We start from the raw sequence: 22,550 nt of genomic DNA, 5'->3' as shown, positions 1-22,550 counted from the left end.
TATTGTACTCTTATCAATAGATAGTTATCAGTTAATAATCAACGAAGATATTAATAGATTAAAATACAGTAATAAAAGTAATTTACACCACTGATATTTAGTTAGTTAAGAAAATAAAACTGCTTTAATGTATGGTACATAAATGATCAGCCCTATGATTACTGCTGTTATAGCAGTTATAAAAACCGCACCAGCTGCAATATCTTTTATATGTCCTATTTTAACGTGAAAATCTGGATGAATAAAATCAGCAATAGCTTCTGCTGCGGTGTTCATGCCTTCTAGACTCATAATGAGACCTATTGATATAATTTGAATCATCCACTCTGTATTAGTGATATCAAAATAGAACCCAGCAATGGTCATCACTACTGCAATAAAAGCTTGTACTTGTATACTAGCTTCTGTTTTTAATAAGGTTACGGCGCCTTTAAAAGCATAGCCGCAACCTTTTAATCTTTTATATAAAAATGTACCTAGTGCCAATTATAATAATGTCTTTAGGGCTGCAAGATAGTTAGGTTCATCTGCAATTTCAGGAACTTGCTCGTTATAAATAACTTTTCCTTCTTCATTAAGAACTACCACAGCTCTAGAATGGAAACCTGCTAGCGGTCCAGACGTCATAGTTAGTCCATAATCTTTACCAAAAGATCCATCGATGACATCGCTTAAATTCACAACATTTTCTAATCCTTCATCACTTGCAAATCGTTTTTGAGCAAATGGTGTATCTCTAGAAATACAAAGTACAGCGGTATTATCCAGCTCAGTAGCTCTTTTATTAAAGTTCTTTACAGATGTTGCACATACATCAGTATCAACACTAGGAAAGATGTTAAGAATGACTCTTTTGCTCTTATAATCGTTAAGAGAAGCTTCAGATAAATCTGCTTTTTTTAATTTGAATTCTGGTGCTTGACTTCCTACCTCTGGTAGTGTGCCACTGGTAGAGATTTCATTGCCTCCTATAGTTATCGTTGCCATAATATTAAAATTTAAGTTGTGATTTTATTTTTTCTATTTTATTGAGTAGTATCGATTTTAATTCTGGATCTGTTATACCATCCTTATCATTAAAATTTGATGAGAAATTAGGAAGACTGTAGGTGTCTATAACTTCACCATCATTAAAAGGTAATCTCGCTTTTGCAATTTCTAAAACACTTGCACCACCACGACCACCAGGTGAACTAGCCATTAAAAATATAGGTTTGTTATGAAAACCTTTAGTACCATCTACACGAGATAACCAGTCGAATAGGTTTTTAAAAACAGTTGCATAAGCACCGTTATGTTCTGCTAGTGATATGATTAACAAATCAGATTCTTTAAGAATAGTTGAGATTTTGAGAATATCATTGGGAATCCCATTCTCTAATTCTAGATCCATACCATATAAAGGCATATCATAATCATTAAGATCTAGAACTGTGGTGTCTGGTTGATTAAATAATGATGCGGTATAGGTAACTAATCTCTTGTTGATTGATGTTTTACTGTTACTACCGGCAAATGCTGTGATCTTCATATAAATGTAATGATTGTATAAAAGTAGATGTACCTACAGCAATAATGAGTTGACAAAATGTTAATTTATCTATTTGTGTAAGTAACTAATTATAGCCTGTTATTAACTTAATGGTGGCCAGATATTATTCTCGGCCGGATTTTTAGGGTTAAAGACAATCCATAGGTGTTCTCCCGATGGTCTGCGTAAGTTGGTTTCATCCCATACGTTTACAAAATCAGTATGTTTACCATCTGGAGTGTCAAATTCATAATCGATGCGCACAGGATTTCTGTTATTGATATGTTGATTCATATCGATAAAAACATCTAAGATGATACCACGTGTAGGCACACCAGATTTGAGAGCATTTAATTTATGATTGGAATTTTTCAAACTCCATCGCAAGATAAAAAAGCCTATTAAAGGAATAATCAACATGGGCCAAAAACACAATCCTGGAAAAAGAAAAATACAAAAAATAGCACCGACTAAAAAAGATGGGTTTTTCCAATATTTGATTTTTTTCTCATAGCCTGGTGCAAGATATCGAGGTGCCACAGGTGGTTCTGGTAATCTAGGTGTGCCAGGTATGTGAGGTAACTCACCACCACAACTGTTACAATTTGTGGTTAAATCTCGTCGGTTAGAAGAGCTGCACCAGCCACACTGTAAAACCCAAGGTTCTAAAACTGCAATAGGTCCACCACACTTCTTACATTGTAAATGGTCGTTATCACACTCAGTAAGGCACCATTCACAGGCTGTTATTCCATGTTTCATTATAGATAGTAATCTGCATATGCAAGTATAGCATCTATTTCATCATGAGACAATTGCGGAAAAGCATTCATATTAGTTTGGTTATACTCATTATAGATTTTAATCGCGTCTGCGTCACCACTAGCTATTTTTGCCTGCGGATCTTCTATCCAAGAATAAATCCAGTCTCGGTCGTATTTATTAGACACGCCAGCTAGTGCAGGTCCTACCGCACGTTTGTTAGGTTTGTGACATGAAGCACAATTTGCTTTGAATAAATTTTGACCTAGTAGTTGTTGCTCATTGAACTGAGGTTTAAGTGTTAAATCAGGACCAGTTTGTATCGCCAGTTTGCTGTGATTGGATGTCGCATTATGATCTATATAAAGTACAACTCCTGCACATATTCCTACAGCAAGGATCATAAAAGTAAAAGTGTAAGCGATAATTTTAGTTAAAGGTTCCAGCATTTTTTTATTTTTATAATCGATAATGTTTCTGCGATTTATCAGCTTTAAATCTCTTAATATGTGAGGTTTATCACGCTTTCGCAAAAGCGAAATTAAAAAGTTTATTAAAAATACGTCCCAAACGTTAAATAGACCAGAAAAAAGGAAGTTTTTACAATAGATAAATCACATACTATCATCTATTTTTGTTTAAAATATCTATAATGACTATCACCCAACTGAAGTACGTTCTTGCTGTAGCACAATATCAAAATTTTACTAAGGCAGCAGAGAAGGTTTTTGTAACGCAACCTACCTTAAGTATGCAAATTCAAAAACTGGAAGACGAGCTAGATATCCAGATATTTGACCGCTCTAAAAAGCCTATTGAACTTACTGAAACAGGAAAGAAAATTGTGAATCAGGCGCGTAATATCGTCAATGAAAGTAACCGTATACAAGATATAGTAGATCAAGAGAAAGGTTACATAGGAGGAGAGTTTAAAATAGGAGTGATACCGACGGTAATGCCTACATTGTTACCTATGTTTTTACGCAATTTTGTCAATAAATATCCTAAAGTTAAACTACGTATTGAAGAGTTGACAACAGATAGTATTATTGATGCCTTACAAGATGGTAGTATCGATGCAGCAATTGCAGCAACACCTCTTAATAACGATATGATAAAAGAGCGTATTTTATACTACGAGCCTTTTGTAGTTTATGATCCTAGATATGCAGGTCAAGAAAAGTCTAAAATTAAGGTAGAGGACCTAAACGCAGACGAGCTACTATTATTAGAAGATGGACATTGTTTTAAGGACAGTGTATTGAACCTATGTCGTAACACCAGAGATACTGAGGATGAACATTTTATGCTGGAAAGTGGAAGTTTTGAAACGCTTATTAAACTTGCAGATGAAGGTCTAGGTATGACTTTATTACCTTATTTAAACACCATGGATTTAAGTGATCGTAAAAAAGAAAATTTACGATTTTTTGAAGATCCATCACCAGCACGCGAGGTAAGCTTAATTTACCATCAAAGTGAATTAAAATTACAGATTATAGATGCGTTGCAAAATGTTATTGCAGGTGTTATTAAAGGCGCCATCGCTTTTTCTAACGTGCAGATTGTAAGTCCTATTTCAAAAAAGTAATTTAATTGCTCCTAGATTAATTTAAAATCATTTAAAACATAAAATAGCTCCAATGATCTATTCACAGATGATTGGAGCTATTTCTATTTGATAAGCAGCAGACTTACTTATTCTTCATCCTCATCTTGATTATGGGTTTTAAGCCATTCTTCCCCTTTTTTATCTCTGAAAAAATCCATCCAAACATAATACATCAATTCATCTTGTTCTACAGATACAGAATGACTAGAGCCTAACGGAATGTGTAGTACAGAATATTCAGGGAAATCTACCTGGGCATCATCTGCATAAACAGTACAGTTATTATCTGATAGGCCTAAAAATAACTGTTCTAACATAGGATGTTCGTGCGCACCTACTCGATCTGGTCCAGTCGTTTGTACGGTACCCATTGCAATTCTAGGAATATATTGATTAGGCAATATAGTACGACTTACCGTATTAGGACTCTTAATAGGCTCGGTATAAGATTTACAATCAGTAAATTTTGCATAGTATACCTGTAGAGTGTTTTCTACAGGAAACTCTTTTAGATCCATAAGATCTTGATCTGTTAGCTTACTAGATATTTTAAGATAATGTAATGTGTCACTTACGGTTGTATTTACAGTAATAGATGACACCGCATTAGGCAGTAAAATGGTTTCTGGTACGATGTCATAATCCTTATTTGCAGCATTTACAGTTCCGTTTCCTTTTACAAATAAATAGATGTATTTAAATCCATCCTGCGATTGATCTTCTAGATGGTGTTCTCCTGTAAGAGCAATGTGCTCTACATGAATACCTTTTATTTCATTCTCTAAAATGGTTTTTGTGTACGTGTTTTTATCTGGTTTGACTTCTAAATGTTCAATCGGAATCTCTGAGCCACAAGAGGTTAATAATAAAGATCCTAGTAATAAAAGTGAGAACAAATTTCTTTTCATCGTACAACCATTTTTAAATTTTAAAAAAGGTACAACTTATCACAGTTCCTAAAGTATTAGAAAAGAGTTATATAATTCAATTAGTTGTATGACAGTTGGTTATCGCTTTCGCGAAAGCGTAATTAAAACATCTTTATCTATTCACAAAGTATGGTGGATTACATTAAAATAAAACCCTACCAGTGATAGCCAGTAGGGTTTGATATAGGTATTGATATGGTAGAGGTAGCTTTATTTCTTACCTACCAGCGCTACTTTTTCATCAGAAATAGTAATCAGCTTCTGCTTGTAGAGGTGACCTAGGGCTTTTTTATAAGCCTTTTTACTCATGTTAAGGTGATAGCGTATATGGTCTGGCGGACTTTTATCTGTTAATAGTAAGTATCCATAAGGACTTTCATTGAGCAAGGACATCACTTTGTCTACATCACTATCGATCACGTTAAGGAAGCCTTGCGGTCTTAGAGAAACATCTATTTTGCCATCTTCTCTTATATTTTTAATATAGCCTGTATGCTTAGAATTATCTTCTAACTCTACATAGACCTCGTTTCTATATAGTAATCCTTCATGGACACCATTAATCATTACCGTGTAACCTAGAGGCGTTTCATTTACTATGATGAGGTCTACTTGATCTCCTACATTAAAATCCATTGCGATGCGTTTTTTGAGACTGTGAAATTATCTAAAATTGATGACTTTTCAGTCGTTTTAAGTAATTGTTATAAAGGATATGGAAGCGGCAGTATATTGAGCGATCCGTTTCAAGAAGTGAATCTATGATTCTAGAATGGTGCTTCTTTGTGTCTTTTTCTTGTATTGAAACTTTGGAGCTATTTCTCTACTTGCTGTTTTTGCATAGTTCTTACTTTCTGGATTCAACATATAATCCAGTTGATATTCGATCATTTTTTCAAATGGAACTAGAAACTTACCTGTATCGCAATTTTCTAGTCCGCCAGTTTTAAGTAAGTTCAATACGGTATAAACAGATTCTATGGTACTTAAACATAGAGATTCTGGTTGTTGCTTGATGATAAACTTTGATTTAATAGTATTGTCAAAGCTTACTCTTTTAAGCTGTTGCAAGTTTGTACTTAGTTTAAGCATTTTACGAGCACATGGCCAGGTACCATCTAGTATAAATAGATAGGGACGCTGTCCCATAAAATCATTCATTTCTGTATCATTACTGGTAGACAAGTTGAAACTTTGTTTACCAGGATAGAGTAGGAAGGAAGCGTTATTTTGATCTGCCAGAATTTCATTAACGCGTTGATGCCTATTGAAATCTACACCTACGATAATTTCTGCATTCTCTAGTTGTAGGTTGGTCATGTGACCGGTACCATTTTTTTGTTTCTTATACTCTTTGGGATGCATTAAAATAACAAACCTGGTATTAGTTTGCAACGTTTTGATATGTTTACAAACGCAAGTGCTTACAGGTCTCATACAAGTGTAACATTGATTTCTATGCTGTTTTAAATCTTCTTGCAAGGTATTTTTATTGTTTGCTATCTGGCTGCAAATTTAGATGATTAGATCTAGGTCTATAGTAAGATGCTACCTTTAATTAAGCCAATGGCAATTGTATTTTTAGTTCAAAGATCCATTTTAATCCATCATCACTAATTTCTGATAATGCTTAGTTGGCTTTCTAGCGTTGCTTTTGCTGAATTTTCGGTTGGTGATAAACTTCCGTTCAGTAAATTAATCTGTTCATAGGGATCATTAGGTAGATGGTAAAACTCTTCATTTCCATTAGCGTTTTTAAATAGTTTATAATTACCATCACTAATCACCCATATACTATTACTACCATCATCTTTTTCTGAATATTGAAAGTTTCTAATGGTCTCAGATTGCGACAATAGGTTTTTAAAACTTTTACTGTCATTAATCTCGGTTGAAGAAACACCTGCCATTTGTGCGATGGTAGAAAATAAGTCACTACTCGTTATTAAGTTTTCATCGATACCAGATCGTGTAACGCCATTACCCGATATAAACATCGGGACATTAATTCCTCCTTGATGCAACGATCCTTTTGCAGTACTAAAGTTAAACGGTGATTGTACCACTTCATTAGGTGTCCCATTATCACCTATAAAAATGATGATTGTATTGTTTCTTTCGGCTGCTGTCATGTTTTCAAGTAGTTGACCTATTTGATAATCCATTGCTTCAATCGCTGCCATGTAATAAGGTGTTTCATCCATACCACTAGAAAACGGAGCTAAATTTCCTTGAGAATGCATCTCACTAGGTGGCACATGGAAAGGTGTATGAGGTGCATTGTAAGCTAACCACAAAAACCAAGGTTTCTCTTGTTGATCAATCCATTGGGTCGCTATATCTGTAAATTTAGTAGTAGCATATTCTGTCTCGATAGTGCCTGCACCATCTTCTGTAAGTAACCAGTTATAATAGCTTTGCGCTTCGCCTCTTATAAGACCAGCATAGTAGTCAATTCCCATGACCTCTGGATTGAACGTACTGCTATTACCAGATAAATGCCATTTACCTACTATTGCTGTGGCATACTTATCATTAGTTTCTTCATTGATGTATTGCTGTAAACTTTTTTCGGATATATCGATTTCATCGCTAGCCCATTTTACACCAGTTCTATAGCCATATTTCCCTGTTAAAATCGATGCTCTCGTAGGCGAGCAAGTTGGATAGGACCAGAAGTTAGTAAATGATAAACCTGTGTTTCTTATAGCCTCTATATTAGGCGTACTAGGTTTTATGGTTCCCTCTGAAAATCCGTTTGCAGCATCTTTTCCTAAATCATCTGCAATAATTAATAGGATATTAGGAGAACTTGAAGTGGGATTTACGTCATCTGTAGTGCTTAAGCCGTTACTTTCTGTACATGCGGCTAGCAAGATTGTGATCAGTAATAATAATTTATATTTCATAGGTTGTAGTTTTCACGCTTTCGCGAAAGCGTAAACGGAACAGCTCATTGTAAAAATATATTTAATCAAAAGGATTGCTATATTTTACATCATTAATCATTTGATCATCGGTAAGCGTTTTTAAAAAGGCGACTAGAGCCTCTTTCTCTGCTTGTGTAAAATTAAATTGACCAACTTGCCCGCTGGAATTTACCAAAGGTGAAATGAGACTAGAATGATTTTGAATCCCATTACTATAGTGGTTCACCACTTCTTCTAACGATGTAAACCTACCATCGTGCATGTATGGCGAGCGTATTGCTATATTTTTTAAAGATGGTACTTTAAATTTACCGATATCGTTAGGGTTACCGGTTGCCTCATTAACACCTAGATCTATGGTAGAAGTAGTGTCTAATCCATTGCTAGTGGCAAAGGTAGAAAGTGGAATGTTAGTCACAGGAAAAGGTCCTACAAAAGCCTCAGTCTGGTGACAGCCCACGCAGTTACCCATTACTCCATTAGTAAGTTGTCGTGGTGCATAGAAAAGTTGCTTTCCCTGATTTTCTTGTGCTGTAAATCCTGGAAAAGAAACAATTGGCGAAGAGACTTCGCTTCTTGCTTGATCATATTTAGAAGTTGTACTTACCATACTTCTCACAAACTGGGCAAGTGCTTTAGAGATTCTATCGCTGGTGATGGATTCATCACCAAAGGCATCATTGAATAAAGTAGGGTAGTAGCTTTGATCGTTTACAATTTGAACTAATTGTGTTAAGGTTAATCCCATTTCTACATCATCTTGAAATGGCATCAATACTTGTTCTTCAAGTGTTGCTGCTCGTTCATCCCAGAAAAACTGTCCACCGGCATAGAATCTCGCATTAACTAGTCCCATAGAATGTCTTCTCGTTAAATCGCCATCAAAACCTATACTTTGAATATTTGGGTCAGAAAAACCATGCTCAGCCTGGTGACATGACGCACAAGAAACGGACCCATTAGCACTTAACTTTTGATCATAAAATAATACTCTACCTAGTGTAGCACCGGCATCAGTGATTTGATTATCGGCAGGTGTATTATCGTAAGCAGTAACAGCTCTAAATTGAAATTGAGACGGAAACTCGCTCGTGGTATAATAGTTAGGCAATGTGATGTTTGCATAATTGTAATAATCATCGGGTAGATTTAATCCTGCAAGTACATCATCTTGTACTGGACTATATCCATCATCATTACTATCGCAAGAAGAACATAGTACTATGATAATTAGTGATACAAGAAAAGCATTTTTCATATAATTAAAATGAGTTGGTCATAAATCTTTGACTACCATTCTTTAAAAAGGTTTAATAGAAATGTTAAATTTTGTTAATTTCTTATAGATTGAGCTGATTATACTCTTTATAATAAATTAAAACAACCCAAATCGCTATAGGGTTCTAGTGGATTTTATAGTGATCTCTATGTCATCCAACCTACCTTTTTTTTCCACACTCTTATTTCTTCCTTCCGTTTTTCAAGATCAGTTGGTTTCGATTGGTTTTCCTCTTTAGCTCGTTGTCTTATCATTTGTGTTTGCTCTTCTAAAGTATGAAGTCCTAATGCTTTTCTTCTTTCATTTACTTTGTTGAGGTCGTCATATCCCTGTGGTGATAATTCTCCGTTTGCATCCCAATCAAATTGAGTTCCATACAACTGCTGTCTTTCTTCAAATACAGCAATGCGATCTGTCAGGTAAGCTAAATTTAATTTTACGGTATCGTTATGATCTGTATGTTGTAATAGCTGTACACACTTTTTCATAAAGTCTGGTTTGCTAATCGCATGTTGTATGATAAGCCAAGCCGCTTCACTAGCTTCTTGTCCTACTTTTTCAAAGGTAGGATAACCGATGAGGTTGATGATTTCATCTAATTGTTCAGCATTTTTGATATGTAATTGCTCCATATCTGTATCATAACCGTTACTGAGTTGGCCTTTTTGAATAAGCTCATTTCGCAAGGCTAGATCTGCGTCTTTAAGTTGAATAATTTTATGAGCTATTTCTGGATAGCTCATGTTTAAGCTTTGCTTTTGTGAGTCGTTTAGTTCTCGTTAAAATCTATTTGGTTACAATATTTAATCAACTTTCCTCGGTATTTCCATGGTTTTGTTTTAGCTGGTAAACGACTTAACCAGTGACTATTGGGGCCTTTTCTTCCTGGTCTTTTACTGGAAAGCTCTATAGTCGTAGGAAGTAGTTTTCTAGCCATTATCTTTTTAAATTCTTCAAATTGAGCTTCACTAGTAAACATAAATCTAAATCCATCTAATTCAATAGTCAAGTAACGATAACCTAAACTGCCGTGACGAACTGGTGCTGGAGGATCAAATTTTTCAGATGTGTACCAAGGCTTATCATCTGCCTCGATATGAACCCAATAGGCCATGTGACTCGTTTTCCAATCTTCGGTATATCCAAAAGTTTTGTTTTTCATTTTTTAAAATAATAGACTTAGTTAGGCAGCCGATAAGTAAAGTGTATCCATCAATAATATGCTACCTAGTTTATGAAGATAAGTAATGATTTTATCGCATTAGATTTTATGCTCTAAAACCTTTACTCGTTAATTTTTGTTTTGCTTGGTTTTTCACCTTTTTGGTGAGTCCATTTTCTGCGAACTTTAATAGTATATCTCGTGTGAGATCTTTATGATTTAAGATATAAACTTGGAGTTGAGCGCTGCCGTTTTCTAGTATATCATTGATGTAATCGGTAGAGATACCGTTTTCTACTATTCTCAAACGGTATGATTCTGAAAGCTTATCGATCACACCTCTTCTTTCTATCATTCTAGGGTCCTCAAAAACGGGTAGCGTTCGCAATAAGTCTTCTAGTTTTTCAACAAGTACTAACCTAGATTTTGTAGCAAAATTTAAAACAGGATGTTCCCAATTAGGTTCTGTATCGAACTCGTTAGTGATTGGATTAAAATTTTCTACAAAATTTAAAACTTGTAATTGATATTCACCATTCAGATCTAGTTCTGGTCGCCATTGTAGGTCTATTAATTTTAATCGCCCATTATTACGCAACATCAATAAACTAGAACCTTCAAAATACGATTCTTGACCTGGTATGGGATCCACTTCATAAAATTGGTTGTAGGTCACTTGCCAACCAGCTTCAATTCTTAAGGGTTGCAAATTCATATTTAAATTCTAGATTTTAAGTGCATCTTATGATTGCAAATGGTTATGTGTTTGAAATGTAGCGTAAAATAAACATTAACCTAGAGGATAAAGCACATAACAGTATTTTTTAAAGATTACCATTTTAAATATACAATCATTTGAATTTTAGCGACGTTCTCAAGATGTCTTGCTTATCAAAAAAAGCTCTAGAATCAATCAGTAATATCAAAATAGGAGAGAAGAAGCCACTTGTAATAGCAATATATAACTTTCTAAAACTGAAACATCTCTAATGCATCAAAGTCTTTGATCTGTGACAACTGGATGAGGTGATCGATTTCAATATCACTCCAGATTTCTTTAAAGCTTTCATCGCCGCCTTCAGAATCTTCATTGGTGTTTACTTTGACGAGCTTCTTTTTAGTTAAGAAGTTGATACTGGTTTCTCTTAAAGTCACTGGTCCACGATTACTACTAGAATCATAACCTATTAACTCAAAATTAGAGTTTTGAAAACGGAACGTGTAGTCCCAATAACCATAACGACCATGACCGTAATGTACATGCAATTTGTTGTCTTTAATATAGATCCATAAATCTGGCGGAAAGTAAACGCCACCATCTTCATTTTCTGAAGAGAAACAATCTAGGTTTTGATCTGCGAGCTGATAACCGTTCTCGTTTTTAAACAGCACGATGATACCACGTCTATTACGATCTACTTTTTTATCGTATTGATTGACCACAATTTGAGTAGTATCTACCTTTTTAATAATTAATACACAATCCTCTAGACCATCTTTATTGAGGTCTCCATAAATGGTTTCAAATTCCCTATAGTTTTCTGGGATAAAATCAGAAGGCACACGATGTTGCGCCTGACCAACCAACACCATCAACAAACAAAAAACCGATAGTTTAAAAAAGATGTGCATGGATGTTGATTTTATGGGTTATTTAGAGTGAGTGGTGCGAGTGTTGTTTTTTACCTCAGTTCTTTGTTAGCACCAGTTTTTATTGTTTCAATTCAGCTATTTGTTGTTTAGCATATTCTTTAGCTCTTTCGTCTCCGTATTCAGCTGTTTTTTCGTAATATTCAAAAGCCTTTTTTTTGTCGCCTTTCAGTTTGTAGCCTTGAGCAATATTTCCAAGAACGATATAATCTTTTGGGTTTATCTTTTCCGCTTTTAAAAGAGGTTCAATTCCTTTGTCATATTCTCCAGTTAATAAATATGTAATCGACAAATTTGATAAACTCTCAATATGGTTTGGATAAAATTCCAAAACCTTATTTGCTATTTCTCTCATATTTTTTAACAATTCGTCGTCACCAGTATTATATAACTGAACCTGGTAATCTTGTAACGATGAAAGGAAAAATTCTTTTCCGTTTTCTTGTTTTACATTATTAGTCCAAGTCCACTCATTATTGTTTTTATCAGAAAATTCTATTGTTTTTAAAATTTCCGCTGTGAATTTTGTCCAATCAGGAATTTGTCCGAGTGCATAAATTTTACCAAATCTCATATCAAGTCGATTTGGGTATAGTTTAATTCCCTCGTCAATTTTATCAAGTCCCTTTTTAACTTCCGTTTGATTGTAGTGAATTTGACTTCCTATAAATCCAGCGTTTTGATTTAAACTGTCTTTTAAAACAAGACTTTCACCATTTGGTTGATCAGTAGTCAAAGCCAAGACTTCTTGACGAGATTTCATAAAATGATAGTTAAAATAACTTGTAAAAAGTTCGGCGTCTTTTGGGTTTTCAGATTGCCATTTTTTCAAAGTTTTCAATTGATTTATCGTGTCATTCGTCTCGCAGAATTTTTGAAATTCCGATTGATAGTTCTGACTAAAACCAAGTTGCGATATTAGAATCACCATTAAAGTTCCAAATATTTTTTTCATCAGTTTTTTTTAAAATTGGTAATAACGGTTGTGTATGTTGCTAGTATCTTGTGGATTAGTAATTACTTTTCAGTTAAGCACTAGCCGAATTTTTAAATTTTAATTATTATCTTTTTTTCTCAATAAGCCAATTTTAAAAATTTGGCGACTTTCCAAATATACCTTTACTTTGATTAAGTAAATAACTGTATATGAGTTGTATATGTTTTTAGTCACAGGATTTATTCCAGTTTAATTGTTTTTCTTTTATTATTAATATTCGAATTATTGAAATAACGGTCATAAACTAGTTTAAAACCGAAAATGTTCAAAATTACTGCTAATGTCCATAACCCAAATGCAACCATAAAATTTGCTTTGAAATCTGTTACATACTTAGTAGCAATTGAAATATCCCAAGAATTTAAAAACATTATTATTAGAAAAACAACACCTATAAAAGCATAGATACCCAATAATACTAAGACACTTTTTCTTTTCCAATTTTTCATTTTAGAATCAATCAATCTTTCTTTCAGATTAATATTTGTTGATTCTAGATTTTCAAGTCTTTGATTTTTTAGCTCATCCTTACCTTCAATATTTTTTTGACTGCTATAAAAAGCTTCTGATTTTTCGGTAAATTCTTTTAGAACGTCTTCCAGCCTTTTGTGTCTATGTTCCTCAAGTTTCTTTTGCTTATTAGATTCTTCTTCTAATCTTCTGACAAATTCTTCTTTTTTATTTTGTGCTAAATTATTTAATTCCTTTATGTCGGTGAGTTGTTTGTTAGTAATTCTAGTGGCAATTCTAACAATATCCGAATCACTTAAGTCTTCACTTGCGTATTTGTGAATATTATCATCTAACTCTCTAATAATTTTAGATTTTGGTAAATCTCGGTTTAGAGTTATTGCTATAGAAGACGTTAATCCAATGTCTGCTAAATCATCAGCATCCATTTTTAATTTAGTTTGTGGATTACTTAACCACAAAATATTCAATAGGTTGTCAGCATTAATGATTTCAGGCTGAAATCTTTTGTCATTATTAAAGGTTAATTCTTCTCCTGTCGTCACATTGTTTACAAACCAACAATTAACCTTCTCAAATTCTTTTATATTTTTCTTTCGTGTTCTTTTAACGTGTGTTATTGCAGTTGCGTCGTGAAGTGCTGAAATCTTACTATGTCTAAATTCTTTTAGTTCAGCATACACCTTTGAAAATTTAGCTTCATTTTTGGATTTTTCGTCATTGATAATTGATATACCAAGATTTGATAATTCTAATTCCAAATTATCTGCAATTTTTTCTAAATCATTTTTTTTCAAGCCTTTTCTGTCACAGGCGTTGTAAATATCTTCAGCGTAAACTTTTCTTTGCAAAAAAGATGCATCAAAATATTTTGCTTTTTGGTCTAATAAATTCTTTGTTTCATCTATCGTATCAGTCAAAACGCGTACTTTAAAATTTTGCTTTTTCGCAATTTCGACCAAAGTTTTACAGGTATGAGTTGATTCTGGCGTATTGAGGTCTAATAGTCCTACTATGAAATTAGTATCAAAAAGAAGTTCTACGTCAATTTCTGTTTCACTAGGATTATACATAATAAATCCAGAAATGATTGCACCAATATAAATATCCTTAATCTGACTATATACAGTCGGTATCTTTCTAAAAAAATTGACAAATTGAGCTTCCGCAGTAAAATCTTCTTTTTCTATTGAATTATCACTTGAAAAATATTTTGAAAGTTCAAATTTATTTTGCTCAATAAAACTGAAAATTGAAGTACTATTTTTAATTTCAAAATCAGAAGATTCACAAAATTTTTGGAATAAAGTTTCAATGTCGTTAATTGCTGACTCCTTTGCAGAAATTGTTTCTTCATAATCTAAAAAAGAGTATTCAGATATGCTATATGCGTTATCTTTATATAAAACAAATGATTTTTTTTCGTTAGTATTTATGTCCTTTGCGATTTGTCTTAAGACATTATTTAAAACTGGTATTGGAATGTCAATATCATAAATAGAATCAAACTCTTTTTTAATTTCCATTGTGCTCTTGCCACTATAAATACCTTTTTTATTCATTAAAGAAATTATTCTTTTAACTAAAGGTTTGAAAATATCCAACGGTCCTTTTATCAAAGTTCCATTATTTCTAATATGTGCTAAAAGACTGTAGGTTACAGCTCTGTCTTTATTCATTTACGATGTTTTTTTATCTTGTGGCTAACGGTTGTAAATTCAAACCTACGCAAATTCCTACTGATCCATAAAGTACCAAAAGAATTAAAATGAATACTTTATCAACATAACTGTGGATAATTCCTTCAAAAAAATGGGTAACAAAAAAATCCCATTAAAGATTTACTTCAATGGGATTTCTTTCTTAAAATGTCAAATTTCTATTTGGGTAGTAACGGTACGCAGGTTGCTAGCTCTGGATGCTGCAACAACATAGGTTTCATCCATATCATCAATTCTTCGATTTCAAATGGTAATAAACGTTCTACAGCCTTTTGAAATTCTTTACAAAAGAGTGTAGGATTAAAACTAACCTTTTCTAGTACCGTTTTAGTGTACTCAAACATAGCTCTAGCCATAACAATTCAGGATTTAGTTAAAGTAAAGTATATTCAGATATTCTGCGTTTTAAATTCAGCTCTAATTTAGAACATAATCCCAAATCCAAGCTTAACATTTGTTAAAACAGAGTGTTAAGCAAAAGTTATTATTTGTCCGTTTTTCATTAAACAACTGGAAAACAAATCGTTAATCTGTTGATAAGATGATCAACTAACGATCCATGCCGATAGCACAGATAATAACGCAAAGGCAAAAGTCGATAGCGCGACCTTTTTTAATTCTGGATCGAGTAGGGCTGGTACTTTGTTTAATTCTACCACTTTTAAATGTAAAAATAGCGGTAGAAAAGCGAGTAGTGGTAAGAACATCAACAATGATGGTTGTGTCATGTTTTCATCCATGACTTCTTTATAATATAAGGTGATAAAGAATAAGGATGCGGTTACTAATGCTATGGTGATTAAAGTATAATGAAACAGCTTGGCTTTCATTGAACCCATTTTTACCACGATGGTGTTTTTACCAGCTTTTTTATCGCTCTCGATATCGCGCATGTTATTGAGATTCAATACAGCAACACTTAGCAATCCTATAGTGATGGATGGCAAGATCATATTCCAGTCCACCGCTTTTGTAATCAAGTAAAAAATCCCCATCACACTTACAGGACCAAAGAATATAAAGACAAACACATCGCCCAGACCGCGATAACCATAAGCATTATCACCTACGGTGTATTTTATCGCTGCCCAAATGGCTGCTATTCCCAGCACCAAGAAGAAGAGCGAAATCAATAGTTGCTCTATACCTAGACTCACATAAATCAATGCTATCGCACTTATTAAGGTCAACACAGCAGTGATGATCATCGCACGTTTCATCTCGTGTGCGAGAATGATACCACTTTGCAGCGCACGCATAGGTCCTACACGGTCATCATTATCAGTTCCTTTAACGCCATCGCCATAATCGTTTGCAAAATTAGACAGCACTTGAAAACCTAATGTGGTGATGAGTGCAAGAATAGGGATGAGGAAATAAAAATCACTTACAAAATCCTCAATCGCAAAACTAAAAACGCCTAGCACATTTGATGTTTTTAAATATTCAAGATGACTAACTCTTAAATAAGCATAAGCACTTCCCACTAGAATTCCGCTGATACTTAATGGCAAGGTTCTTAATCGTGCGGCACTGATCCAGGCTTTAAATTTAGTAGACATTATGGATACATGATATTAACGATCAACTCTTGTAGTAAATCGTGTTGTTGTGGTTTATTAGTTCCTACACCTTTAGACTTCATATCTATATCGCGTATGATCTTGATCGCATGACTGCAGTGTTTCATAGGGTAGTGCTTTGCTGCCGTAAAATATTCTTGTACAAAAAACGGACTCACACCTATCTGTCTTGCCACCGTTTGTGGATTGCGGTCGGTCATCGCGTGCAATTTTAATAACTGTACAAAAAAGCTGTGCAATTGACCTATGGTAACCACCAGTGGATTGTCCTTAGGATTCTCGGCAAAATAGTTGATAATGCGATTCACCTTTACCGTATCTCGAGATCCCAGCGCCTTGCGCAGTTCAAAGTTGTTGTAATCTTTTGAGATTCCTATATTTTCTTCAATCAGCTGTGGTGTGATCATGGTTCCCGCAGGGACAATAATCATTAATTTATCCAGTTCGTTTTTGATTTTGGCAATCTCAGTTCCCAGAAACTCAATCAGCATCTGTCCAGCTTTGGGCTCAATGTTATAACCATTACTCTTTAAATGACTATTGATCCATGGCAGGACTTTATTTTCATACAACGGTTTGCTTTCAAAGAAAACACCATTCTTTGCCATTTCTTTAAACACCTTTTTGCGCTTGTCAGGCGTTTTGTATTTATAATTAAAGACTAGAATCGTAGTAGGTTGCGGCTGTTTTGCATAAGATTCAAACTTATCCCAGTGACGTGCTAGATCTTGTGCCTCTTTAACGATAATCACCTGATAGTCTGCCATCATCGGGAAACGCTTTGCATTTTCAACCAGCTCGCCCATGTCTATATCACGACCATACAGCACCATCTGGTTAAAGCCTTTTTCGCCTTCGTCCAGTACATTTGCAGCAATGTAATCGCTTATCTCATCAATAAAATAAGGTTCATTACCATATAAAAAGTAAATAGGCGCAAGTTTCCTATTCTTTATATCTTCTATAATTTTTTTGGTATCACTCATAAAGAGCCGTGGTGGTTTTTGTAATATTGCGGTATGACGCCATTACGACTACCGGCAGGAAATTTCAGGGTTAAAAGTACTGAAAAAGGTCGGTTGATTTTTGACCAGATACGTAAAAAATTTGTCCATCTCACACCAGAGGAATGGGTGAGGCAGCATGTGGTGTTTTGGCTGCTTTCGCGAAAGCGTATACCACACAGTCTTATTAATGTAGAAAAACAGCTCAATGTCGCAGGAACAAAGAAGCGATATGACATCCTCGTTTTTAATAAAGATGGTTCTATATATGCGGTGATTGAGTGTAAAGCGCCGCAAATAAAAATAGATCAATCCGTGTTTGACCAGATCGCGCGATACAATCTCGCACTAGAATCTGAGTATTTAATGGTCACTAATGGAATGGAACATTACTTTTGCACCATGGATTATGAGGCGCAACGCTATCAATTTATCCAGGATTTACCAGATTATACATGAAAATAGGAATCGTTATTTTAAACTGGAATGGTCTAGCGCTATTGCAACGCTATTTACCCAGCGTCGTCTTATATAGTAAAGAGCATACCGTTTATGTGGCAGATAATGCCTCAACAGACGCATCGCTATCATGGGTAAAAGAGCAGTATCCATCTGTAAAGATCATAGCGATGGATGAAAATCGCGGTTATGCCGGTGGCTATAATGTTGCCCTACAATCTGTCGATGAAGAGATCATATGTTTATTAAATAATGATATAGAGGTCACTGAGGACTGGCTAGCACCTATCACCACACTTTTTAAGTCTGATGTTACTATTGCAGCAGCACAACCATTGCTGCTGGATGATAAGCGACGCACCTATTTTGAATATGCAGGTGCGGCAGGTGGCTATCTGGATAGACTGGCATATCCTTATTGTAGAGGTCGCATTTTTGACCAGGTAGAAGAGAACCATCAACAGTATAGCGATAGTACAAATCTGGATTGGGCTAGTGGAGCAGCATTATTTGTCAAGAAGAAAGCATTTCTAGAAGTAGGCGCACTGGATGAGGCTTATTTTGCCCATCAAGAAGAGATTGATCTGTGCTGGCGCTTGCGTCATGCCGGTTATAAAATAGCGATCGCCACAGATGCTACCGTATATCATCTAGGTGGTGGAACGCTAGCGGCACTCAATCCACGTAAGACTTTTTACAATTTTAGAAACAGTCTTTATAATATCGTAAAGAACGATCATAGTGCTAACTGGTTGGGCATCTTATTCTTGCGCATGGTACTGGATGGGCTTGCTGGTTTGCAATTTCTCTTTAAGGCAAAACCAGCGCACTTTATGGCAATATTAAAAGCGCACGCATCGTTTTATGGTGGACTAAGAACCATGCTTCAAAAAAGACAAGAAGTAAAACGATATGCTAAGAAAACATCAACTAAGCCTGCGGTATTCTCTATAGTTTATCAGTTTTTTGTTAAAAACCGTTCAAATTATCAATCTGTAAAATAATAATTGATAAATGTCTGTTAAGTATTAACACAAGAATTGTCATTTTCTTATTTTTGAATTCAAATTAAACAATAACAATGAAAAAAATAATCATAGCGATTTTGTGTGCAGGAACACTATTTTCTTGTGCATCAAAAAAAGACCTGGAAGCAGCACTTGCTAAACAGCAATCTACTCAAGAACTTTTAGATACCGCAACCGTTAAACTTAACGCCTGTCTGTCTGATGAGAAAGCTGCACAAGCAAGATTAAGTGCTTTACAGAGCGAAATCCAAAACCTGAGAGAAAGTAATGCGTCCTTACTTAATAATGTAGGTGATCTAGCGACTCTTTCTAAAAAAGATGCAGAGATTTTAGAAACTTCGTTAGAACGTATCAAAGAGAAAGATTTACAAATCCGTTCTTTAAATGATGCGCTTACTAAAAAAGATAGTGTAACAATTGCTTTAGTAACCAGTATTAAGAGCTCACTAGGTAATGTTAATGATGAAGATATTAACGTAAACGTTGAGAAAGGTGTGGTATTTATCTCTATTAGTGATAAACTATTATTCTCTAGCGGTAGTGATCAGATCAATAGTAACGCTTATAATGTATTAGGTAAAGTAGGTACGATACTTAAAGATAAGTCCAACATGGAAGTAATGATTGAAGGTCACACAGACAGTCAACCTATTGCATCTGGAAAGTTTAAGGATAACTGGGATTTGAGTACTGCTCGTGCGGCATCGATTACCCGTTATTTACAAGAGAAAGAACAAATCGATCCTGCTAGAATGACAGCAGCTGGACGTTCTTACTATGTGCCTATTGCCAGTAACGATACTGCAGAAGGTAGAGCAAAGAACCGTAGAACTAGAATCATCATCCTTCCTAAACTAGATCAATTCTTTGATATGATCGAGTCAGGTATGGAACAAGCAAAAATAGATGCTAAAAAGCAGTAAGTATTTTTAAATACTTAGAATTAGAAAAAAACGCTTCAAGAAATTGAAGCGTTTTTTTATGTACCATTTAAAACCTGTCATGCTGAATTTATTTCAGCATCTGCCAGTGATGGAAAAGTAGGTGTGTAACACCTGAATCGTCTAACTACTAAATATCAAAAATTACACTACCTGAAAAATAGCGGCACCATAAATCGCAAAACGCACAAAACGCAATAGACCGATGATAAGCCACCATTTAAAATCATACTTTAACATACCTGCCACCAGACTAGAAATAGAAAATGGCAGTGGAAGTAAAGCACCTACAGCGATAAGAATACCACCCCATTTTCTGGCCATTACTAATTGTTTTGCCATTCTTACCTCAAGGTAATAATGTATACTAGGTATTTTAAGAGCACGACGTCCTAAGAAATAAGCGGTCATTCCGCCTAAATAGGAGAACAGTGCAATTAAAGATAAGTTTAAAATAGGTGTAGCGGTTTTTCCTGCCCATGCAATAAATAACTCTGGCGGAATCAATCCTAGAATAGTTTCAGAAACATAGAAAAAAGCTAAAACCCCATAATCTGGTAATTTCTCTACCGCTAGTTCTAGCATAGAAGGAATATCCATCACCCAGAAGTGAATGGCAGCAAGAATACCTACCACAACAAGTACTGGCGGCATTGATTTTTTAATGCTCTCTACTACAAAAGAATAGAACCCAGTAAGCTTATAATAGCGGTGCGCTCTATTGAATTTAAATTTGCTTTTATGTCTTTTAGCTGTATCTGACACTGTTAATTAAATAAGTCTACAAAAATAATGATTTTAGGCGGTGTTCATTGTTAATATAATGGAAAGAAAAATTTATTAGTTAAACCTAGAAAAATGGGCTGTATAAAGTATTTAAAAGCGCTATTTTTGCAAATCTCAAAATTTAAAGAAAGCCATTGATGACCACTAATCCTGATACTAAAGTAAAGTCGTTGTATGATTACCAGAAACGTGATCTTGCAGAGATTTTTGACCGTATCGATAATAAATCAGACGATTATAACCTTGTATATCAACTGCCTACAGGCGGTGGTAAAACGGTTATTTTCTCAGAAATTGTAAGAAAGTATCTTAAAGAGAAGCAGAAAAAAGTAGTTATTCTCACGCACCGTATCGAGTTATGTAAGCAAACCTCTAAAATGCTTAATGGCTTTAATGTGAAGAATAAAGTGATCAACTCTAAGGTAAAAGAGCTTGATGATCAAAATGAGTATGAATGTTTTGTGGCGATGGTGGAGACATTGAACAATAGATTACAAGATGATAAACTTGAGTTAGAGGATATCGGTCTTGTGATTATTGATGAAGCACACTACAATAGTTTCAGAAAATTATTCAAGTACTTTGAGCACTGTTTTATTTTAGGAGTTACAGCAACACCTTTAAGTTCTAACTTTAAGTTACCTATGAAGGATAACTATAGAGAACTTATCGTAGGAGATAGTATATCATCTCTTGTAAATCAAGGATTCTTAGCACAAGCTGTTACACATACTTATGATGTAGGACTTAGTGGACTTACTATAGGTATGAACGGTGATTATACCGTTAAGTCTAGTGAGAAGCTTTACATCGACTCATCAATGCAAGATAAGCTGCTGCAATCCTATAACGATGTGTGTAAAGGGAAGAAGACCTTAATCTTTAACAACGGTATCCGTACTTCAATAGAGGTAGAAGAGACTTTTAAAAGAGCAGGAATAGAAGTAAGACACTTAGATAATACCAATACTAAAGAAGAGCGTAAAGAGATTCTTAAGTGGTTTAAAAATAAACCAGATGCTGTTCTTACGTCGGTAAGTATCTTAACAACTGGTTTTGATGAGCCTAGTGTAGAGTGTATTATACTTAACAGAGCGACAAAATCATTGACGTTGTATTATCAAATGATCGGTCGTGGTTCTCGTATCCTTAAAGATAAAAAAGAGTTCCATATTGTCGATCTAGGAAATAATGTGGCTCGTTTTGGTTTATGGAATGAGCCTGTGGACTGGCAACAAGTATTCAGATCTCCGGATTTCTATGTAGAGAACATCGTATCTGATGAAGAGATTGAACGCAATTTTGTTTACAGAATACCTGTCGATGTAAAAGCAGAGTTTCCTAACACCACTGATTTTACTTTTGATGTAAAAGGTGCTTATAAACGCATCACTAAAGAAAATCGTAAGTCTAAAGAAGTCTTAGATGAATCTATCGCACAACACGTACAATGGTGTGTGGAGAATAGTGAAGACGTTTTTGATGCACGTATTCTTGCAAAACTACTTAAGGAAGATATTAAAGATAGAATCCGTCGTTACTCTTATTGCATCATCAATAATACAAACAACTATAAGGATTGGTTAGAAGAGGACTACTACCGTAGATTACGCCTTGCAATTCAACAAGAGTTTGCTGGTGTAGATGCTTAATTAGTTAGCTTCCGCGAAAGCGAGATATCAAAAATAACTGCATAAAAAAAAGC

The 22,550-nt window shown here is 34.6% G+C and carries 25 protein-coding genes; 5 read left to right on the top strand and 20 right to left on the bottom strand.

What is annotated here, in order from left to right:
• Window positions 1–105 precede the first annotated feature (105 nt).
• From R1T42_RS05945 to R1T42_RS05925, 5 genes are all read right to left on the bottom strand, one after another.
• Window positions 106–486 (bottom strand): diacylglycerol kinase, encoded by a 381-nt coding sequence (locus R1T42_RS05945; protein ID WP_317291672.1) that lies wholly within the window; start codon window positions 484–486, stop codon window positions 106–108.
• Complete coding sequence (gene tpx / locus R1T42_RS05940) at window positions 487–987, bottom strand: thiol peroxidase (RefSeq protein ID WP_317291671.1); 501 nt, start codon at window positions 985–987, stop codon at window positions 487–489.
• Between the two features lie 4 nt (window positions 988–991).
• Window positions 992–1,531 carry an NADPH-dependent FMN reductase gene (locus R1T42_RS05935; protein ID WP_317291670.1) on the bottom strand — a complete coding sequence of 180 codons (540 nt, stop codon included), beginning with the start codon at window positions 1,529–1,531 and terminating at the stop codon, window positions 992–994.
• Window positions 1,532–1,633: 102 nt separating this feature from the next.
• On the bottom strand, window positions 1,634–2,293 hold the full coding sequence (locus R1T42_RS05930) for a hypothetical protein (RefSeq protein WP_317291669.1): 660 nt from the start codon (window positions 2,291–2,293) through the stop codon (window positions 1,634–1,636).
• On the bottom strand, window positions 2,293–2,742 hold the full coding sequence (locus tag R1T42_RS05925; RefSeq protein ID WP_317291668.1) for a c-type cytochrome: 450 nt from the start codon (window positions 2,740–2,742) through the stop codon (window positions 2,293–2,295). The genes R1T42_RS05930 and R1T42_RS05925 overlap by 1 nt, the downstream gene beginning before the upstream one ends.
• 203 nt (window positions 2,743–2,945) lie before the next feature.
• Here R1T42_RS05925 and R1T42_RS05920 point away from each other — a divergent pair, with 203 nt between their 5' ends.
• Window positions 2,946–3,884, top strand: coding sequence for a hydrogen peroxide-inducible genes activator (locus R1T42_RS05920; RefSeq protein WP_317291667.1), 939 nt, complete (start codon window positions 2,946–2,948; stop codon window positions 3,882–3,884).
• A gap of 107 nt (window positions 3,885–3,991) precedes the next feature.
• Here R1T42_RS05920 and R1T42_RS05915 read toward each other — a convergent pair whose 3' ends face one another.
• From R1T42_RS05915 to holA, 14 genes are all read right to left on the bottom strand, one after another.
• A complete protein-coding gene (locus R1T42_RS05915; protein ID WP_317291666.1) occupies window positions 3,992–4,813 on the bottom strand; it encodes a hypothetical protein in 822 nt (273 codons plus the stop codon).
• Window positions 4,814–5,044: 231 nt separating this feature from the next.
• Window positions 5,045–5,470 carry a S1 RNA-binding domain-containing protein gene (locus R1T42_RS05910; RefSeq protein ID WP_317291665.1) on the bottom strand — a complete coding sequence of 142 codons (426 nt, stop codon included), beginning with the start codon at window positions 5,468–5,470 and terminating at the stop codon, window positions 5,045–5,047.
• 123 nt (window positions 5,471–5,593) lie between these two features.
• Window positions 5,594–6,316 carry a tRNA-uridine aminocarboxypropyltransferase gene (locus R1T42_RS05905; protein WP_317291664.1) on the bottom strand — a complete coding sequence of 241 codons (723 nt, stop codon included), beginning with the start codon at window positions 6,314–6,316 and terminating at the stop codon, window positions 5,594–5,596.
• A gap of 131 nt (window positions 6,317–6,447) precedes the next feature.
• Window positions 6,448–7,743, bottom strand: a complete 1,296-nt coding sequence (locus tag R1T42_RS05900) for a sulfatase-like hydrolase/transferase (RefSeq protein WP_317291663.1) — start codon at window positions 7,741–7,743, stop codon at window positions 6,448–6,450.
• A 61-nt stretch (window positions 7,744–7,804) separates the two neighbouring features.
• Window positions 7,805–9,022 (bottom strand): cytochrome-c peroxidase, encoded by a 1,218-nt coding sequence (locus tag R1T42_RS05895; protein WP_317291662.1) that lies wholly within the window; start codon window positions 9,020–9,022, stop codon window positions 7,805–7,807.
• Between the two features lie 167 nt (window positions 9,023–9,189).
• Window positions 9,190–9,786 (bottom strand): DUF6624 domain-containing protein, encoded by a 597-nt coding sequence (locus R1T42_RS05890; RefSeq protein WP_317291661.1) that lies wholly within the window; start codon window positions 9,784–9,786, stop codon window positions 9,190–9,192.
• Between the two features lie 26 nt (window positions 9,787–9,812).
• Window positions 9,813–10,205 (bottom strand): hypothetical protein, encoded by a 393-nt coding sequence (locus tag R1T42_RS05885; protein WP_317291660.1) that lies wholly within the window; start codon window positions 10,203–10,205, stop codon window positions 9,813–9,815.
• A gap of 106 nt (window positions 10,206–10,311) precedes the next feature.
• Window positions 10,312–10,920: a hypothetical protein gene (locus tag R1T42_RS05880; RefSeq protein WP_317291659.1), complete on the bottom strand. Its 609-nt coding sequence runs from the start codon at window positions 10,918–10,920 to the stop codon at window positions 10,312–10,314.
• 254 nt (window positions 10,921–11,174) lie between these two features.
• Window positions 11,175–11,837, bottom strand: a complete 663-nt coding sequence (locus R1T42_RS05875; RefSeq protein WP_317291658.1) for a hypothetical protein — start codon at window positions 11,835–11,837, stop codon at window positions 11,175–11,177.
• Window positions 11,838–11,916: 79 nt separating this feature from the next.
• Window positions 11,917–12,810, bottom strand: a complete 894-nt coding sequence (locus tag R1T42_RS05870) for a tetratricopeptide repeat protein (RefSeq protein WP_317291657.1) — start codon at window positions 12,808–12,810, stop codon at window positions 11,917–11,919.
• A 221-nt stretch (window positions 12,811–13,031) separates the two neighbouring features.
• Window positions 13,032–15,002 carry a hypothetical protein gene (locus tag R1T42_RS05865; RefSeq protein ID WP_317291656.1) on the bottom strand — a complete coding sequence of 657 codons (1,971 nt, stop codon included), beginning with the start codon at window positions 15,000–15,002 and terminating at the stop codon, window positions 13,032–13,034.
• A gap of 200 nt (window positions 15,003–15,202) precedes the next feature.
• Complete coding sequence (locus R1T42_RS05860; protein ID WP_317291655.1) at window positions 15,203–15,400, bottom strand: hypothetical protein; 198 nt, start codon at window positions 15,398–15,400, stop codon at window positions 15,203–15,205.
• A 189-nt stretch (window positions 15,401–15,589) separates the two neighbouring features.
• The gene (gene menA, locus R1T42_RS05855; RefSeq protein ID WP_317291654.1) at window positions 15,590–16,606 is read right to left on the bottom strand and encodes a 1,4-dihydroxy-2-naphthoate octaprenyltransferase; all 1,017 of its coding nucleotides are present in this window, start codon (window positions 16,604–16,606) and stop codon (window positions 15,590–15,592) included.
• On the bottom strand, window positions 16,606–17,613 hold the full coding sequence (gene holA, locus R1T42_RS05850) for a DNA polymerase III subunit delta (protein WP_317291653.1): 1,008 nt from the start codon (window positions 17,611–17,613) through the stop codon (window positions 16,606–16,608). The genes menA and holA overlap by 1 nt, the downstream gene beginning before the upstream one ends.
• A gap of 33 nt (window positions 17,614–17,646) precedes the next feature.
• Between holA and R1T42_RS05845 the strand changes: the two genes are divergently transcribed.
• The 3 genes from R1T42_RS05845 (at window position 17,647) to R1T42_RS05835 (ending at window position 20,041) form a co-directional block, all read left to right on the top strand.
• On the top strand, window positions 17,647–18,090 hold the full coding sequence (locus tag R1T42_RS05845; RefSeq protein ID WP_317291652.1) for a type I restriction enzyme HsdR N-terminal domain-containing protein: 444 nt from the start codon (window positions 17,647–17,649) through the stop codon (window positions 18,088–18,090).
• Window positions 18,087–19,094, top strand: coding sequence for a glycosyltransferase family 2 protein (locus R1T42_RS05840; protein WP_317291651.1), 1,008 nt, complete (start codon window positions 18,087–18,089; stop codon window positions 19,092–19,094). The genes R1T42_RS05845 and R1T42_RS05840 overlap by 4 nt, the downstream gene beginning before the upstream one ends.
• Window positions 19,095–19,171: 77 nt before the next feature.
• The gene (locus tag R1T42_RS05835; protein ID WP_036584837.1) at window positions 19,172–20,041 is read left to right on the top strand and encodes an OmpA family protein; all 870 of its coding nucleotides are present in this window, start codon (window positions 19,172–19,174) and stop codon (window positions 20,039–20,041) included.
• Between the two features lie 162 nt (window positions 20,042–20,203).
• Here the strand turns inward: R1T42_RS05835 and R1T42_RS05830 are convergent, their stop codons facing one another.
• Window positions 20,204–20,824 (bottom strand): YqaA family protein, encoded by a 621-nt coding sequence (locus tag R1T42_RS05830; RefSeq protein WP_317291650.1) that lies wholly within the window; start codon window positions 20,822–20,824, stop codon window positions 20,204–20,206.
• A gap of 158 nt (window positions 20,825–20,982) precedes the next feature.
• Here R1T42_RS05830 and R1T42_RS05825 point away from each other — a divergent pair, with 158 nt between their 5' ends.
• Complete coding sequence (locus tag R1T42_RS05825; RefSeq protein ID WP_317291649.1) at window positions 20,983–22,497, top strand: DEAD/DEAH box helicase; 1,515 nt, start codon at window positions 20,983–20,985, stop codon at window positions 22,495–22,497.
• Window positions 22,498–22,550: the final 53 nt, after the last annotated feature.

It is taken from the genome of Nonlabens ulvanivorans (assembly GCF_032922765.1).
GTDB classification, from domain to species: Bacteria; Bacteroidota; Bacteroidia; order Flavobacteriales; family Flavobacteriaceae; genus Nonlabens; species Nonlabens ulvanivorans.
This window is presented reverse-complemented; position numbering and strand designations above follow the sequence as displayed.

Excerpts from the sequence above, each read along its gene's own strand:
- R1T42_RS05930 (WP_317291669.1), bottom strand. The coding sequence starts at position 2,293 with ATGAAACATGGAATAACAGCCTGTGAATGGTGCCTTACTGAGTGTGAT.
- holA (WP_317291653.1), bottom strand. The coding sequence starts at position 17,613 with ATGAGTGATACCAAAAAAATTATAGAAGATATAAAGAATAGGAAACTT.
- R1T42_RS05880 (WP_317291659.1), bottom strand. The coding sequence starts at position 10,920 with ATGAATTTGCAACCCTTAAGAATTGAAGCTGGTTGGCAAGTGACCTAC.
- R1T42_RS05860 (WP_317291655.1), bottom strand. The coding sequence starts at position 15,400 with ATGGCTAGAGCTATGTTTGAGTACACTAAAACGGTACTAGAAAAGGTT.
- R1T42_RS05890 (WP_317291661.1), bottom strand. The coding sequence starts at position 9,786 with ATGAGCTATCCAGAAATAGCTCATAAAATTATTCAACTTAAAGACGCA.
- R1T42_RS05885 (WP_317291660.1), bottom strand. The coding sequence starts at position 10,205 with ATGAAAAACAAAACTTTTGGATATACCGAAGATTGGAAAACGAGTCAC.
- R1T42_RS05825 (WP_317291649.1), top strand. The coding sequence starts at position 20,983 with ATGACCACTAATCCTGATACTAAAGTAAAGTCGTTGTATGATTACCAG.
- tpx (WP_317291671.1), bottom strand. The coding sequence starts at position 987 with ATGGCAACGATAACTATAGGAGGCAATGAAATCTCTACCAGTGGCACA.
- R1T42_RS05870 (WP_317291657.1), bottom strand. The coding sequence starts at position 12,810 with ATGAAAAAAATATTTGGAACTTTAATGGTGATTCTAATATCGCAACTT.
- R1T42_RS05865 (WP_317291656.1), bottom strand. The coding sequence starts at position 15,002 with ATGAATAAAGACAGAGCTGTAACCTACAGTCTTTTAGCACATATTAGA.
- R1T42_RS05845 (WP_317291652.1), top strand. The coding sequence starts at position 17,647 with ATGACGCCATTACGACTACCGGCAGGAAATTTCAGGGTTAAAAGTACT.
- R1T42_RS05915 (WP_317291666.1), bottom strand. The coding sequence starts at position 4,813 with ATGAAAAGAAATTTGTTCTCACTTTTATTACTAGGATCTTTATTATTA.
- R1T42_RS05900 (WP_317291663.1), bottom strand. The coding sequence starts at position 7,743 with ATGAAATATAAATTATTATTACTGATCACAATCTTGCTAGCCGCATGT.
- R1T42_RS05935 (WP_317291670.1), bottom strand. The coding sequence starts at position 1,531 with ATGAAGATCACAGCATTTGCCGGTAGTAACAGTAAAACATCAATCAAC.
- menA (WP_317291654.1), bottom strand. The coding sequence starts at position 16,606 with ATGTCTACTAAATTTAAAGCCTGGATCAGTGCCGCACGATTAAGAACC.
- R1T42_RS05910 (WP_317291665.1), bottom strand. The coding sequence starts at position 5,470 with ATGGATTTTAATGTAGGAGATCAAGTAGACCTCATCATAGTAAATGAA.
- R1T42_RS05920 (WP_317291667.1), top strand. The coding sequence starts at position 2,946 with ATGACTATCACCCAACTGAAGTACGTTCTTGCTGTAGCACAATATCAA.
- R1T42_RS05895 (WP_317291662.1), bottom strand. The coding sequence starts at position 9,022 with ATGAAAAATGCTTTTCTTGTATCACTAATTATCATAGTACTATGTTCT.
- R1T42_RS05840 (WP_317291651.1), top strand. The coding sequence starts at position 18,087 with ATGAAAATAGGAATCGTTATTTTAAACTGGAATGGTCTAGCGCTATTG.
- R1T42_RS05875 (WP_317291658.1), bottom strand. The coding sequence starts at position 11,837 with ATGCACATCTTTTTTAAACTATCGGTTTTTTGTTTGTTGATGGTGTTG.
- R1T42_RS05835 (WP_036584837.1), top strand. The coding sequence starts at position 19,172 with ATGAAAAAAATAATCATAGCGATTTTGTGTGCAGGAACACTATTTTCT.
- R1T42_RS05925 (WP_317291668.1), bottom strand. The coding sequence starts at position 2,742 with ATGCTGGAACCTTTAACTAAAATTATCGCTTACACTTTTACTTTTATG.